Source organism: Mycobacterium sp. JS623, assembly GCF_000328565.1.
Classification (GTDB): domain Bacteria; phylum Actinomycetota; class Actinomycetes; order Mycobacteriales; family Mycobacteriaceae; genus Mycobacterium.
The window spans coordinates 6,401,829-6,415,910 of record NC_019966.1 but is presented as its reverse complement, the minus strand read 5'-3'; the positions used below and the strand labels follow the sequence as shown (position 1 = coordinate 6,415,910).

At 63.7% G+C, this 14,082-nt stretch carries 18 protein-coding genes and 1 pseudogene; 12 read left to right on the top strand and 7 right to left on the bottom strand.

Going from position 1 to position 14,082, the window contains the following annotated elements; translation table 11 throughout:
- Positions 1 to 350 precede the first annotated feature (350 nt).
- Together MYCSM_RS37930 and MYCSM_RS31170 are read left to right on the top strand one after the other, a co-directional pair.
- Entirely contained in the window at positions 351 to 1,373 is a 1,023-nt protein-coding gene (locus MYCSM_RS37930) for a hypothetical protein (RefSeq protein ID WP_015310180.1), read from the top strand.
- A gap of 413 nt (positions 1,374 to 1,786) precedes the next feature.
- Positions 1,787 to 3,106, top strand: coding sequence for an adenylate/guanylate cyclase domain-containing protein (locus MYCSM_RS31170; RefSeq protein ID WP_015310179.1), 1,320 nt, complete (start codon positions 1,787 to 1,789; stop codon positions 3,104 to 3,106).
- 157 nt (positions 3,107 to 3,263) lie between these two features.
- Here MYCSM_RS31170 and MYCSM_RS31165 read toward each other — a convergent pair whose 3' ends face one another.
- Complete coding sequence (locus tag MYCSM_RS31165) at positions 3,264 to 3,470, bottom strand: hypothetical protein (RefSeq protein WP_157681428.1); 207 nt, start codon at positions 3,468 to 3,470, stop codon at positions 3,264 to 3,266.
- Between the two features lie 284 nt (positions 3,471 to 3,754).
- Between MYCSM_RS31165 and MYCSM_RS31160 the strand changes: the two genes are divergently transcribed.
- Both MYCSM_RS31160 and MYCSM_RS31155 read left to right on the top strand, forming a co-directional pair.
- Positions 3,755 to 3,988, top strand: coding sequence for a hypothetical protein (locus MYCSM_RS31160; protein ID WP_041312902.1), 234 nt, complete (start codon positions 3,755 to 3,757; stop codon positions 3,986 to 3,988).
- On the top strand, positions 3,978 to 4,289 hold the full coding sequence (locus MYCSM_RS31155; protein ID WP_015310177.1) for a type II toxin-antitoxin system PemK/MazF family toxin: 312 nt from the start codon (positions 3,978 to 3,980) through the stop codon (positions 4,287 to 4,289). The genes MYCSM_RS31160 and MYCSM_RS31155 overlap by 11 nt, the downstream gene beginning before the upstream one ends.
- A gap of 470 nt (positions 4,290 to 4,759) precedes the next feature.
- Here the strand turns inward: MYCSM_RS31155 and MYCSM_RS31150 are convergent, their stop codons facing one another.
- Positions 4,760 to 5,938: a low temperature requirement protein A gene (locus MYCSM_RS31150; protein ID WP_015310176.1), complete on the bottom strand. Its 1,179-nt coding sequence runs from the start codon at positions 5,936 to 5,938 to the stop codon at positions 4,760 to 4,762.
- 101 nt (positions 5,939 to 6,039) lie between these two features.
- Positions 6,040 to 6,228, bottom strand: coding sequence for a hypothetical protein (locus tag MYCSM_RS31145; RefSeq protein WP_198344983.1), 189 nt, complete (start codon positions 6,226 to 6,228; stop codon positions 6,040 to 6,042).
- A 506-nt stretch (positions 6,229 to 6,734) separates the two neighbouring features.
- Here MYCSM_RS31145 and MYCSM_RS38685 point away from each other — a divergent pair.
- The 4 genes and pseudogenes from MYCSM_RS38685 (at position 6,735) to MYCSM_RS38550 (ending at position 7,747) form a co-directional block, all read left to right on the top strand.
- On the top strand, positions 6,735 to 7,148 hold the full coding sequence (locus MYCSM_RS38685) for a S1C family serine protease (RefSeq protein WP_250635774.1): 414 nt from the start codon (positions 6,735 to 6,737) through the stop codon (positions 7,146 to 7,148).
- A gap of 43 nt (positions 7,149 to 7,191) precedes the next feature.
- Positions 7,192 to 7,275: pseudogene (locus MYCSM_RS38680) on the top strand (hypothetical protein); the annotation flags it as partial.
- 57 nt (positions 7,276 to 7,332) lie between these two features.
- On the top strand, positions 7,333 to 7,611 hold the full coding sequence (locus tag MYCSM_RS38555) for a S1C family serine protease (RefSeq protein ID WP_232425861.1): 279 nt from the start codon (positions 7,333 to 7,335) through the stop codon (positions 7,609 to 7,611).
- A gap of 25 nt (positions 7,612 to 7,636) precedes the next feature.
- Positions 7,637 to 7,747 (top strand): hypothetical protein, encoded by a 111-nt coding sequence (locus MYCSM_RS38550; protein ID WP_232425860.1) that lies wholly within the window; start codon positions 7,637 to 7,639, stop codon positions 7,745 to 7,747.
- 33 nt (positions 7,748 to 7,780) lie between these two features.
- On the opposite strand, the gene MYCSM_RS31135 is transcribed toward MYCSM_RS38550, so the two are convergent.
- Positions 7,781 to 8,149, bottom strand: a complete 369-nt coding sequence (locus MYCSM_RS31135) for an STAS domain-containing protein (RefSeq protein ID WP_015310174.1) — start codon at positions 8,147 to 8,149, stop codon at positions 7,781 to 7,783.
- 356 nt (positions 8,150 to 8,505) lie between these two features.
- On the opposite strand from MYCSM_RS31135, the gene MYCSM_RS31130 reads away from it, so the two are divergent.
- On the top strand, positions 8,506 to 8,958 hold the full coding sequence (locus tag MYCSM_RS31130) for a DUF1931 family protein (protein WP_015310173.1): 453 nt from the start codon (positions 8,506 to 8,508) through the stop codon (positions 8,956 to 8,958).
- 13 nt (positions 8,959 to 8,971) lie between these two features.
- A complete protein-coding gene (locus MYCSM_RS31125) occupies positions 8,972 to 9,187 on the top strand; it encodes an Hsp20 family protein (protein ID WP_051073847.1) in 216 nt (71 codons plus the stop codon).
- A 23-nt stretch (positions 9,188 to 9,210) separates the two neighbouring features.
- Here MYCSM_RS31125 and MYCSM_RS31120 read toward each other — a convergent pair whose 3' ends face one another.
- The 3 genes from MYCSM_RS31120 to MYCSM_RS38545 form a co-directional block, all read right to left on the bottom strand.
- Complete coding sequence (locus MYCSM_RS31120; protein WP_157681426.1) at positions 9,211 to 10,551, bottom strand: PucR family transcriptional regulator; 1,341 nt, start codon at positions 10,549 to 10,551, stop codon at positions 9,211 to 9,213.
- A gap of 503 nt (positions 10,552 to 11,054) precedes the next feature.
- Positions 11,055 to 11,672, bottom strand: a complete 618-nt coding sequence (locus MYCSM_RS35435; protein WP_232425697.1) for a PucR family transcriptional regulator — start codon at positions 11,670 to 11,672, stop codon at positions 11,055 to 11,057.
- Positions 11,597 to 12,124 carry a hypothetical protein gene (locus MYCSM_RS38545; RefSeq protein ID WP_157681425.1) on the bottom strand — a complete coding sequence of 176 codons (528 nt, stop codon included), beginning with the start codon at positions 12,122 to 12,124 and terminating at the stop codon, positions 11,597 to 11,599. Before MYCSM_RS38545 ends, MYCSM_RS35435 begins: the two co-directional genes overlap by 76 nt.
- An 80-nt stretch (positions 12,125 to 12,204) precedes the next feature.
- Here MYCSM_RS38545 and MYCSM_RS31110 point away from each other — a divergent pair, with 80 nt between their 5' ends.
- Positions 12,205 to 13,065 carry a hypothetical protein gene (locus MYCSM_RS31110; protein WP_083906371.1) on the top strand — a complete coding sequence of 287 codons (861 nt, stop codon included), beginning with the start codon at positions 12,205 to 12,207 and terminating at the stop codon, positions 13,063 to 13,065.
- Between the two features lie 513 nt (positions 13,066 to 13,578).
- On the top strand, positions 13,579 to 14,082 hold the full coding sequence (locus MYCSM_RS31105) for a general stress protein (RefSeq protein WP_015310170.1): 504 nt from the start codon (positions 13,579 to 13,581) through the stop codon (positions 14,080 to 14,082).

Sequence of the window (14,082 nt, the reverse complement as noted above, 5' to 3'; positions counted from 1 at the left end):
CATGTATCCGAGACGGCGCGAGTGGTTGGTTGGCGCAAACACGAGCAACTCATGTCGCCGAGCCGTTGTAGGCGCCGCGAACCAAGTTCTGCGCTGCGCTGCCGGCCGTCTTCGAGAACGATTCGCTAGCAAGCATGTTCGCCTCTGCGTCGGATGCCTAATCGCGAGTCCGCTGGACGGTGCGGGGAGCGTGCCCATTAAGGTCCGAGGCGGATGAGTCCGGGGTTCCAGAGGCCGCTACGGGTGGCGAGGGCGAGGGTCGCTTCCGTGTCTGCGTGATATCGCCCTGCTAGCCGAGCGTGGTGGGAGAATCGGCGAGCGAATCGCGAACTGCTGCGGGGGAGACAGCGATGCCGACTGGGAATTTCTGGCCATTCAGTGCTAAGACAGCGTGGTTCACATCCCTGTTGCTGGTTCCGCTGTTGTTCGGACTGGCAGCTCTCCTGCGATGGGTTGGAATTCTGTTCGACGACAGGATTTCCCCGCTCGTCGCGCTTATCGTCATAGCTCTTGGGGTCATCCCCGTTCTCGCACTCATCCTCGAACGGGTTACTTCGGTCAAAGCGGCCGGCGTGGAGGTGAGCTTCGCAGCGGTGCAGAATGCGGTGCAAACGGCGGGTGTGGCGGCGAGGATAAAGATCTCCGGAAACCTCGGGACACCGCCGGGTTCGCCGATCATGGATTCCTCCGGTGGAAGCATCCTTCAAGCCGTAAAGGCGGGAACGGCAAGCCAGGTCGTCGTAGTCGACCTGGGCGACGGACAACAGTGGTGGCAATCGCGCCTGTTGCTGTTGGCCTCCGGGATGTCTCGGCACCGTCCGGGCAGTGCGATCGTGTTCACCGCTCTGCTTGGCGAGCAACCGGACCGCTTCGTCGGGTGGGCACCCTCCGCTGCCGTGGTGAAGTGTCTTCTGGCATCCGACGAGGCGCTTCGCCGCGCCTACCTGTCGGCGCTGCGGGACACCAACCTTGCCGGCCTGGGCACGCCGGCCGATTGGGACCATCCCGAACGCGGATTGGAGAGCCCGGTCGCTGTGGCCGCCGGCAAGAACCTACCGACTCCGTTCACGTTCGATGACTTCATCGGGGAGCGGATGCTGTTCGGCCGATTGCTCGAACTCGAGGGTGGCCACCTCGGCGGCGGAGTCGAAGTAACGGCCTCCAGCGTGAAGACGGACCTTTTCCCGTCGGTGCTGCACACGGATTCGCTCGCCGAGGAAGTATCGCAAGCCGATCAGCTGCGCACCCTGCTGCGTGCCGAGGACGACTACCTGGCTGTCACTGACCGGGGCCGCTACGTCAACCTGCTGTCGCATCGGGCGGTGGTGAGCGCGGTACTGCGCAGCCTGGCCGCGGCCGAAGTCACCGGATGACCGCGTGCACCGGCGTGAGGCTCGGCGCGTGGGCGGCAGGCCAGTACCGCCTTCGCCGCGTTGCCGACAACCGTTGCCGCCCAGCTTACGAGCTCAAGGGTGCCCGACGAATGGCGCGCCTTTCGCCGTCGCTTCTTATGACGACGAGCGACGAAAACCTGTGCACAGCAATGTAACTCGCAGCAGTTTACTGCTAACGGTGCGCAACAGGTGCGAGTTGCCGTGGGGAACCTGTCCGGTCGGAGTCGGTAGCCCTCAAGTATTCGTCGGTCGGTTCGGCAAGAACCCGCGCGGCGCCGGGCGTGGTCGGTCGATCGAATTGGAGCAGCGCCGTCGGTGTCGCGGCCGTCAGTGTCGGCGTCAAGCTAGCGGTACCCCAAATTCGGCCCGCTCGTCAGGCTTACACTTCCGCCGTGTTCTCGGAGACGCGCTATGCGATCAACGGGGAGTTGCGCGTCGCATATCGCGCGTCGCGTGAAGGTTCTCGCGACATCGTGGTCGTCCCGAACTGGTTCACCAACTGTGAGGTTCTTCCCGAATTACCGTCCATTCAAGGCTGGGTCGAGGCGATGACCTCGCTTGGCCGACTCATCTTCTTCGACCAGCCGGGCACCGGCGCGTCCGACCCCGTCACGCCCGACGCTATGCCGAACATGGAGCAGTGGGCCGACAGCATCACCGCGGTACTCGACGACCTCGGCAGTAGCGAAGCGGTCCTGGTCGCTATCAGCGGCGCGCTCGCGCCTGCGGCCCTTTTTGCAGCGACATATCCCTCTCGGACGACCGCGCTGGTCGTTCTCGAGGGCTACGCCGATCGGCTCGCCGATCGGACCGAGGGACCCACACGCGAGGAAGTCGTCGCCGCCATGGCTGCGATGTACGGCACGGGCGAGTACCAGCATGTCATGAGTCCGGACATGCCGTGGAATGAGGAGATCCGGGCATCCTGGGCCCGACTTGAACGGCTGGCGGCAAGCCCGTGGACAGTCGCCCTCATGTTTCCTCTGGTGATCGAATTAGACGTGCGCGCGGTGCTTCCGACGGTCCGTGTGCCAACGCTGGTAGTCCACCATGCCGACGATCCGCTACTTCCGTCCGTGTTGGGCAAGTACGTCGCTGATCACATCGCGGGCGCGAAGTACGTCGAGCTTCCGGGCCGCAACATTCATCACCTCGTCGAACCCTGGCGTGCGTCGTTCCAGGAGATCTGCGAGTTCCTCACCGGCCACCAGCCCGAGGTGGCCGATGATCGGGTTCTCGCCACGGTGCTGTTCACCGACATCGTGGACTCGACGCGGCGCGCGGCAGAGGTGGGCGACCGTGACTGGCATGCGCTGCTTGATGCGCACGACGCTGTCGTCCGGTCGCAGTTGTCTCGGTTTCGGGGCCGCGAGGTGAGTACAGCGGGCGACAGTTTCCTCGCGATGTTCGACGGCCCTCAGCGCGCGATCCGCTGCGCGATGGCGATCCGCGACGCAGTGCGGGCGCTCGGCATCGAGGTGCGTGCCGGGTTGCATACCGGCGAGTGCGAGGTCCGAGGTGATGACATCGGCGGAATCGCCGTGCACATCGGCGCACGGGTGAGCGCACTGGCAGGGCCGAACGACGTGCTGGTGTCGAGCACGCTGCGCGACCTCGTGATCGGGTCAGGACTCGAGTTCGAAGACCGCGGCGCGCACGAGCTCAAGGGCGTGCCCGGTGAGTGGCATCTCTTCGCCGTCGCCTCTACATGAGGAGAGAGGCAGGCATCGACGTCGACAGCTCGTCAGATCGGCTGTGATCGCTGAATTATATTGTGCTGCAACATAACTCGCAACACTTAAGTAGTAACGGTGCGCGTTGAAGAGGTGCGAGCTGCGTGAAACAGCTGGACCGGGAGGAGTCACGCGGCTAGCCTGCCCGGAAGAACAGGGCGGCGACGATCGAGCGCAAGTCGTCGACGGTGAGTTCTTCGCCGTTGATCCCGGTCTGAATCAGTTCGAACAGTAGGCCCGTGCCGCGTTGCCGGCACCTGTCGGCGATCATCACGTCGACGTACGCGTACAACTCGTCCAGCGCTTTCGAATTCAAAGACTCGCTGGCCGATCGAATGAACAAGTGCCAGTCTTTGCGAGGCACGCCATTTCGCGCACAAACGCCTGCGATCGAACCGCAGCGCGCGCCTCTCGGCGACAATGACGATTGCGCCTGTCGGGATTAACCACCTCCGGCAGCATCGATAGCAGTTCTTGTCGCATCCCCCGAGCCTGTGTGTGCTCACGCCGGGCACGCCATTCCCCACAGGAAGTGCTTAACGCCGCGTCAATAACCGCGTTGTCCCGCTGGTAAGCGTCTTATTCTTGGCGGTGTGGCTGTCTTACAAAGCGTCGTACACTGTTGCTATGGCTGACACGATTACCTTCCGGCCGGACGAAGAGACGTCAAAGGCGCTACAGGTCTTGACCAAAGACGGCACGCCCGTGTCCGCAGTCGTTCGATCTGCTCTTATCGATGCCGCACGACGGAAGGCCGGCGCAGCGATTCGGGCCGAGGCGGAAAGGCTTGCCGAAGACGAGTCCGACCGCGCAGAGGCCATGCAGGTGCTGCGCGATATGGAGACGCTGCGTGCGTGGTGAGGTCTTTCGGTTGCACCCCCCGCGGGGGAGTCGCGGTCACGAGCAGTCAGGTTCCCGATACGCAGTAGTCGTCCAGTCAGATCAACTGCCACTGTCGACCTGGCTGGTTGCGCCGACATCCACGTCGGCTCGTGCCGCGAGTTTTCGACCCGAGGTTCAAATCGGCGGCGTGATCACCCGGGTACTTGCCGAGCAGACCGCAGCGGTCGACCCGGGTCGGCTCGGCAAGAGCGTCGGGTTTCTAAGCTTCGATGAAATGCGCCGCGTTAATGCGGCTCTACGCGTCGTCCTCGATCTATGAGCACTGCGCCGTCACGACATCGGACGAAAACAAAAGTGCAATACGGCGTACTTTGTCATGGCTAACAGAGACTATCCATCAAAGCAAGTCACGTTGTCCCACAGAGAATTTCACTGGCGCAAATAAGTTTCGGTCGTGCCGCGTTGCCAGGGCGAATGCGGGTTGCAGAAGAACACCGGGGCCTTGAGCTGTAGCTGGATGTGCTCCCCGGATGGCGTCATGGCCGAGCATCCGAACTGACCTCCGGCGAACTGGTGCGGACGTCGACAGATATTGGCGGTCACCATCGGTGTTGATGTCCGGCGCGACCCTTGCGTCGGGGCTCATCCGCCCTTTCTGCGACCGGGGTGTAGTGAGTACGGTGGCGCCGCTTTTATAGCCGAGTGAAAACGAATAACCTTCGCGTAGTTCGACCAAGTGGCTCTCGCCAAGGCGCGTGCCAACTTCGGGGATTACCACGCTGTTTCGGCTCACCTCACGGTTCCCGCTATGCCGGTGCCTATCTGCGGTCGCCGCCACAGCTCCCATGTGAGTCGCAGGACTCCAATCGAGGTGAGAACGGTCAGCGACAAGATGGCGGGCACAGAAATCGCCACTGGAAACACCAGGAGGGACGCCGCGGCGGCAAGGAGCCGATCGACTGCGAGTTGATGGTGATCACGCCATCGATAGGCCACCTCCGCGGCGTAGAACAGTGCCGACCCACCGGTGAGAGCGAGCGCGGCCAGCGGCGACAGCGGCTTGGCGATGTGTTCCACCGAAACCCGTGCGCCGACCGCGAAGAAGACAATCCCCGCGACGAGCGGCAGGTGCAGGTAGCTGTAGGCGTCGCGCGCCAACCGCGGCCGATCGGCAGCAGATGTTCGTCGCATACGTTCTTCGGCGCCGGCAGTGAGGCCGAAGTAGGTCCACCACAGGGTGGCCGAGATCAGCACCCCGAGAACTACAGCTATAAGGACGCCGGGATGGCGCAGTTCGTCGGATGCGCCCGCTCCCAGCGCAACGACCGTCTCGCCCAGCGCAATGATGATGACCGAACCGTGCCGCTCGATGAAATACGAAGGTACGACCCGGAGTCCGTTGGTTCCCGCTATCAATGGACTGCCGAAGTCGACCGCCGCCGCCCCGACCCACAGCAGCTCACGATAGGGGGAGTCCACAAATGCGGCGGCAACGATCAGGGCCGGCCCGACGAGCAGGCCCGGCGCCAGTCGGCGGATCGCCGCCGCCAATTCAGCCTCGTCTCGGGATGCCGCCGCGATGAACATACCGGCGTTGATGAGGCGGACGACTAGCAACGCGAGCCCGAAAACGAGGGCCCCAGTCGTGAATGCGGTTGGCAGCGCGATCACCGCGATGAGCATCGCCGCCATCGCGAGGATGATCAGAATCGTGTTAATCACCCGCGCCAATTCGAACATGTTGGTCAGCCAGGCGTAGCAGACCCACGCCCACCAGAGGGCGAGCAGTGCGAGCACACCCCGGCCGAAACCGTGCCAGGAGATGTCAATGAGCATCAGGTGGGTGACCTGCGACATCGCGTACACGAATGTGAGGTCGAAGAACAATTCCAGGCTACCCACCGACCGCGGGTCCGTCTCCCGTGACTTCTGAGATGCGTCGCTACCGCGCTCACGGCTGGTGGTCATGATCACCGCCCTTGCTATTCACACGTGATGTTGTTCTGCGGCACCACCATTGCGGGCGTTGAGAGTTGGCCTGTGGGGCCAGGTCCGAGTGCCGGCACCGATCACAGCGTCATCGCATGCGCAGGTGGGCAGTCACCGCGACGGAGGATCAGGAATTGATCCGCCAGCCACACCAAAGCCGGACCGTTCGGATCCACGCCGGGGAGCAGGTCAAGCATCGTGTAGGCATCACCTACGCACTGCGCCAGAAAGTCCCGTTCCTTCTTCTCCAGCCCAACCTGTGTCGTCACGGCGACGTTCCTTCCCAAGACCGTCATGAAGGCGGCCAGCCCGCCCCATCGGTACCTTGCCGCACCATTTGGCCGCCGTCGTCGGCCCGTAGGCACGAGGAAGCGACCTTCTAATCGTCCTTGGGAGACAGATGAAGCAGTGCCTACCCGGTGCGATTCGTGCCACACGCGCCGTCATCGATCGGGGATCACTTTGGACCGCAGGCTCTGCATCATCACGAACGACGATCTGATCGGAAACGTGCCGCGGGTTTGGGACTGACGTGACCGTGTCGATCGCGGCGTCGAAGTGCGAAGGTTCTGATACAAACGGTCGGGTCGATGACTTGCTGGTGTGGCTTCGCAGGGGCACCTTAACGAAATCGGTTGGCTTGCTGATCGATCCGGGCGTCGCTGCCTAAGGGATTGCCGGGTCGCGGCGACCGGCACTGAAGTTGTCGAGTGGGACGGAGGAGGCGCTGAGCTAATGCTCACATCATCGACGGTCCGTCCCCCGGTTTGGATACTTGCGGCTGCTCGCCGCCACGGTCACCCTCCTGGCCGCATGCAGCAACTCGACCGACTCCGCATCGACAGCCACATCGGCGACACCCACTGGCTCGACGACCCCGGTCGCAGCAGCCGGCGCGGACCTACCGGCGCTGGTCCGGCGGGTCGAGCCTTCGGCCGTCACCGTGCTGACCGATGGCGGCCTGGGCAGCGGCATTGTCTATAAAGACGACGGCACAATCGTCACCAATGCCCACGTGGTCGCCGGCGTGCAGGACGTCACCGTGGCCCTCGCCGACGGCCAGCAGGTGCCGGGAAAGGTGCGTGGCGTCGATGAGGTTTCTGACGTCGCCGTTATCCAAGTCGCCCGTAAAAGCTTGCCCGCTGCGAGTTTTCAGAAGCCACTGCCGTGGTCGGTGAACTCGCCGTAGTCATGGGCAGCCCGCTGGGGTTGAGGCGACAGTCACATCCGGCATCATCTCGGGGCTACACCGCCAGATCCCAGGGTCGGCTGCCACCGGCGCACCGCTGGTAGACCTAATCCAAACTGACGCCGCCATTTCGCCGGGTAACTCTGGGGGCGCGGTACTCGACGCGCAAGGAGAAGTTGTAGGCATGAGCGTGGCCTACATACCGCCGGCGGCGGGTGCGGTAGCCCTGGGTTTCGCCATCCCGGCCGCGACGGTCGTCGTCGTCGCCGACCAGCTGCTGGCCACCGGGACCGCCCGCCACGCCTACATCGGTATTCAGCCTGCCACCCTGACCCCCGAAATCGCCCGGCTGCTGGGAACCACTGCCACCAGTGGTGCGGTCGTCATGCAGGTCGCGACGCCGAGTCCGGCAGCGCAAGCAGGCATCGAACCGGGCGACATCGTGACCGCCTTTCAACGGTAAAAAAACCGCGACAGCAGAGGAACTCATCGCGGCACTTCGCAACACCAACCCGGGCGATCGCGTCCAGTTGGACGTGCTCCGCGGAGCCAACACCCAACAGGTTACGGTCGTAGTTGCGCAGCGCGCCGCGACCTAGAGCCGACCTGCGCGTGCCCATCTAACTGATGCTTTACGTGTCGCTTTCTGCTGTGTAAATCTCAAAGAGCTCCAGCAGGTCGGCGTCGGCGAGTGCGGTTCCCGCAGGGTGTCCGTGCACCCCGACGAGGCACAGCGAAATGTCGGATTCGCCAGCCTGCGTCGCGGCCGATACTAAGACGTCGATCCCTTCGGTGTCGACCCGGAGCACCCCGGATAGATCGACTACCAGTAGTGCAGGCGATCGGTTTAATTCATCGGCCACGACCCGGCGCATCGTCGCGGTTGCTCCCTCGAGCAGCTCACCGCCGACATAGATGACGCTCTTGTTCGTGGAGGATCGCTTCACGTCGACGGTGACGGAGCGGGTCTGTGTTTGCTGTCCTTCCGCTGGATTGTTCATCTGACCCTCCGAGTGCGCATTCTTGTGCATGTGGAATCCATTGACGGCAATAGGATTAACTACCAACGCGCCCGCACTTTATGGTGTTAATGGTCGAAAGGCGGGCTCGGCGCCACATCGGCCCGGCGTATCGAAACCCGCCGTTGAAGGCAGGCATGCCAGGTCAGCGTGTGCGCGCCGCAAGCGGCCGTCTGCTGCCTCGTCCGGCGTTGCTTCCCCGGCGCGGTTCGTCCTGTTAGGCCGAACCGGCCTTGTGAGATTGCGCCTGCGGGTCCGGTTCCGTGGCTTGGGTGTTGGTGCCAGCGTTGAATGTCGGCCTGTTGGGCCGATCTGGATCTTTGGAGCGGAGGTATACGGTGACCCATCCCTCGGGAATTCCGGTGTTCGAACGGTTCTTTCGCTCGGTCGCAAGCGTCAAGATCGACAAAAACGACGTCCGTCGCTTCCGGGAGTTCGTCGACGAGCAGATCGATGACATAGCCATCGCGGGCCGCAACTCCGCCAAGTCGAACGGACGTGACGTGGTTGTGCCGCAGGACCTTCCGATCACCAAGGGCGTTCAAGAGCGAATTCGCGAATTCGACAAGCTCGAGGAGGCCGACGAGATCCGTGAGCTACTGCGGCAGGTGGTGCGACAACCTCCTGGGGACGTCACGTTCGCCGAGGACACCGACCGGCTGCTGCCAGAGTTGTTCGGCGGGTTGAGCATCGCGCTGGCCCGATCGTTTCGGGTGATCGACACGACGGTGTCCAACCCGTCAACTGAGCATTGGGATCGGGCGTTCGCGCTCTTTCGGCTGATCTTCTGAACCCCGACGGTCGGTGGCTGTCGGGACTGACCCGCGCGAGGGCTCGTTCCGTCGCCGTAGCCGAAGGGGCGGCGAGTTCGAGTTTCGTGTCACGTTGCCGGGCAGCCTGCAGGACGAGGACATCGAGGCATCGTTGGCGCATGGCGTGCTAAACGTGTATGTGCCGAAGGCGGAAAGCACCAAATCGAGCAAGATCACGGTGAGTGAGTCGGGCGACGGCTCGTCCTAAAACCCGTTGCGCCTGCCTGCTGGTCAGCCGTCCGGGTTGAGGAATCGCCACGCCCGTGTCGCGGCATGGAGGTTGAACCGGGTATCGACCTCGCGGAGGTCGTGACCGGTGAGTTCAGCGATGCGCGCCAACCGGTAGCGCAACGTGCTTCGATGGATGTGTAGTGTGGCCGCGGATTCGTCATAGTTTCCGCCGCATTCCAGATATTCGCTGAGAGTCAGGACCATGTCGGATTTCCTGCTCGCGTCGTAATCCAGGAGTGTGCCCAGCCATTCGCGCACGAACGCCTCGACCGTGCCGCCGTCGTGGGCGGCGTCGATGAGGCGATAGAAACCAAGTTCGTCGAACGCCGCTGCGCCTTCTGGATTTGCCGACCGCAGCTGGATGTTCAGGGCACGACGCGCCTCGATGAAGGACTGCGGCATGTCATCGGGCACTTCGCAGCGGGTGCCGATGCCGATCACGGCGTTCGTGCCGGCGGGGCCTTCACTGATTGCGTGGTGCAACGCCCGCGGGTCCGGGCGCCCGTCGGTGAGCAGAACAATTAGACCACCGTGGCGTCCTTGCAGGTAGTTCAAATGCAATGCGGTCGCAGCGCGCCCGGCGGCGGTGGCCAGTGCGCCCTCTGCGCGGCCGGCGGATTGCACCACCACCACAAAATGCGGGCGCCGAAGGTCATGGCCCAAGGCATCGGCACGAGCGTAGGCCCCGTCCCGATCGGTGCCGGCCAACAGATCGTCGACCAACTCGCGGCGCAGATTGAGCTCGATCTCGGCGAGATTGCGCTCGTGGGAAAGCTCCAATGCTAAAACCGTGGCGCCGTAGCGCAGCGCTAACAGGCTGTCCTCGCTCACAGTGCCGTCCGGGTCCTGCAACGCAAGTACCCCGAGGATCTCGGCTCGTGGCTGCACGAGCGTGAGCACCCGGCCACCGATCCGCGCGGGACCGTTCCATACCGTCAGTTCGTGGAGCAACAGCTCGCGCTGGTCTGTTGATTGTTTCGGGTACGGGTCGGGTTGTCCTGGCCCGGCCCAGCAACGCAGGTTGCCGAACCTGTCCTCAAGCCCCACCGGCAGTGCCGTCAGCTCATACAGCGCATCCACGATGCCCTGCTCGCCCACTCCGGCCGCCACCGCCGCGCTCAGAACCTCGTGCATGTTCAGATGGCGTTGCAACCGCGAAACCGTGCTGGCGAGTGCGCGATTCGTTGCCTGTAGATCGGTGTTCGCCTTGGCCAGCTGCCCCGCGAAACCGGTGTCGCGCTCGTGGATTGCGACGTATGCCAAGGCGGCGCCGGCTTGCTGGGCAAGCATTTCCAGCACCAGGATCTGATTCCCGGGCGGTGCGCTAACGGCACTGAGCACTAGGCAACCCATAACGGTGCTTCCATAACTCAGCGGAAGCGCCCACCCCCACCGTCCGCGATTTAAATCGACCTGCGTACCGCAGCCGTCCTCGCGAACGTGCCGCTCAATGTCGGGATGTTCGGGCTGGGACGGGGGAAAGCGAACAAAGCCGCCGTCCACGAAACGGTAACTGGCCTCCACCTGACAGGGCGAAAGGTTGGCAACCGCAGCGGTGGCCAAGTCGAAGATCCCGCCGGTGTCAGATTCACTAAAGTCGACGCGCGCCAAAGTGGCCAACTGCGCCGGCGAAACCTCTCCGGCGGGCCGACTCTGTCCTCGCGGACTGAGCGATTCGCCATTCATGTTGATATGGCCGCGCTGACCTACCCCTGTCTTTGTGCCACGGATCGCTTGTCATGGTGCGCTATCGGCGAAGCATACCCACCGTTGGCGAATCGAACCCCTTCTGCGGCCTGAGGATTTCGTCGATAACCGACGTGGCCAAGACGTCGCTGGTGTGCCTAGTGCCCCTTGTCTTCCTGTAGCAGCGGCACCCCGGTAATGCAGACGATCCGGGTCGCTAGATGCAAGTTCAGTCGGTCCTCGACATCCTGCAGGTCACGCCCCGAGATGTCGCGAATGCGGCCAAGCCGATAGCGCAGGGTGCTTCTGTGAATAGTGAGCGACTCCGCCGCAGCGTCGTAGTTCCCGCCGCAATCCAGATAATGGGTGAGCGTCGTGACCAAATCGGCGTTCTTCTTGCGGTCGTAGCTCAGCAGCGGACCCAACCACTCCATCACGAAGTCGTGAACCTCTCGCCTGTCGCTAGCGTGATCAAGGATGCGGTACAGGCCGAGGTCCTCGAAGTGTCGGCCACCGTATGGTGACATCGATTCCCTTTGGACCTGCAGCGCCCTTTGCGCCTCAGCGAATGACCGCGGCAGCTCGGACGGAGTGGCGGCCGCCGAGCCGATTCCGATCGAGCCTTGTTCGCAAGTGACGTCGGCCGCTATCGCGCGGTAGAGAGAGGACGGCTCCGGTACACCATCTGTGAGCAACACGGTCATTGTTGGTCTTCGCGCCGCGAGGGAATGCATTCCCGCGTTAGTGGCCCACCGTCGCGCGGCCGCGGCGACCACATCGCCGGGGATTCCTCGCCGCCAACGCGGAACCGTGATGGTGTGGGGTACACGTGACCGAGTGCCTCTGCACGCAAGCATGCGCTGTCATCGTCCGTGCCGGCCAGCAAGTCCTCAACTAAGTCGCGCCGCAGCCGCAGCTCCGTTTCGGCCAATTCGCGTTGATGGGCGAACTCGAGCGCCAACACAGTCGCAGCGTGTTCTAACGCGACGATGTCAAGACGATCGGCAACCCTCTTCGGATCGTCAAGCAGCACCACGCCAAGGATGTTCGCCTTCTGCCGGATGAGCCAGAAGATCCGATTGCCGTCCCGCTGGGGTGTGCCCTGCGCGGCCGCGCGCCTGAGTAATTCTTCGCGGTTGTCACCGCCGATCGGCCGGTGCGGGTCTGGCTCCGCACCGCCGGACCACGCCCGTGGATCGCCGAACACGTCCTCGACTATGACGTTCAAAGACGTAAGCTCCCGAAGCGCATCAGCGATTCCCTGCACTCCCGAGCCCGAGCCCGAGCCCGAGCCCGAGCCCGAGCCGGATACGGCCGTCAGGGTCGCGCAATCGGGAGGGCTCGGCCCTGCAGGCCCGCGGCTGGGATCAGTTCGCCGATCCGCGCCGCACCACCTACCGGATCTACACCCAGCTGCAGGACGGTCGCGAAGACGTTGTCGACGGCCTGCTCCGGGAGATCGACGACGCGGCGTACGACACCGAGCTAGACGACGAGTGGGTGGGCTTCCTCGACCGCTGGTACTCCCCGCTACGGTTCCCCGTGCACGGGCTGCAGATGTTGGCCGCCTACGTCGCCCAGATGGCGCCCTCCTCCAGGATTACCAACTGCGCCTCCTTCCAGGCAGGCGACGAGATGCGTCGCGTCCAGCGGATCGCTTACCGCACTGTGCAATTGGCCGGTCCGCCCTTCGATGACGAGGCCGCGGCGCGGCAGCGGGCGGCGTGGGAGGAAGCTGCCGCGTTCCAGCCGCTGCGTGAACTCATCGAACGTGCGCTGGTCGCCTATGACTGGGGCGAGTCCTTCATCGTGACCGACGCGGTCATCAAGCCCAGGATCGACCGCCTCGTCAACCAGGACATCGCGGGCACACTCGCGACCGCGAACGGCGACCCGATCCTGACGAGCATCTACTTCTCGCTCGACGAGGATGCCCGCTGGCATCGTGAGTGGACCGCGGCGCTGATGCGGCACATGGTCGACGACAACGCCGCCAACGCCGAGGTGGTTTCGGACTGGATCGAGAAGTGGAGTCCGTTGGCATCCGAGGCGCTGGAGGCCTTAGCCGGTGCCACCGCGGAGGCGCCGGTGCCGTCCGACCCCGGCGCGGTGGCCGCCCGCATCACTGACGAGGTGTCGCGTGAGTTGAGCGCCGCGCTGGAGCGCTGACAGGCGACAGCGAGGCGAGAATGCCCTTTATGGTGTCGGGCTCTTGCTGCTGAGTACCGGCTCGACCTTCCTCGGTTTCGTTGTGCACCAAGCTGATTGCGCCCTCGTGATAGGCAATTGTCTGTGGCCGCTCCATTCGATGACCGCTTTCCGGACAGGTTCCGCAGCCCTTTCCAAGCGGCACCGTCGCCGGAACGAGTGTGCGGCATGGACCTGTGCCGTGGGTTAACCCGGCCGGAATGAAAGCGGCGGCCCAAACTCGGCATGAACACGTCGGGTCTGTAGTGGGCGCGTATCCGTAGACCGCTTCCCAGGGCGGAGGCCGCGGAGCGGTACCCCCTCGGCGATGCATTTGTTCGTACTGTCAGGACCAATCCTGCATGCCTTTTCTGGCTGGGTAGGCGCACGCGGTAGGCGAATCTGATTGCCAGACTTGTTGTTCGGAGGTCAGCGGTCAGGCTATCGGCGGTCGAGCCTCCGGGACAGCAATCCTTGGAACATAGGGGAGAAGTGATGGCTGTGCATTCAACGGTGCAAACCTCGGCGGTGCGGCCCAATGAGCCCGCTCGCCAGGTGATCGCCACTTTCGACACCTATGCCGAGGCTGAACGCGCGGTCGATTACCTGTCCGATCAAGGGTTTGAGGTAAACCGGGTGGCCATCGTGGGCCGCGATCTGGAGTACGTGGAGCAGGTCTTGGGCCGGTTGAATTACGGCGGGGCGGCGCTGCGCGGCGCCGGGTCGGGCGCCTTGGTCGGCGCGCTGATCGGCTGGATCTTCGGGCTGCTCGACTGGATCGAACCGCTGGTTTCGGCGCTGGTGCTGGCCGGCTATGGGTTGATATTCGGCGCCGTCGTGGGCGCCCTGTTCGGACTGCTCGCGCACGCGCTGCAACGCGGCCGCCGCGATTTCCACTCAGTCAGCGGACTGCTGCCCAAGTACTACGACGTCGTGGCTGACGTTGAGGTAGCCGATCGTGCGCTGCAAATCCTGACCAACGCCAACCGAAGGGAATAG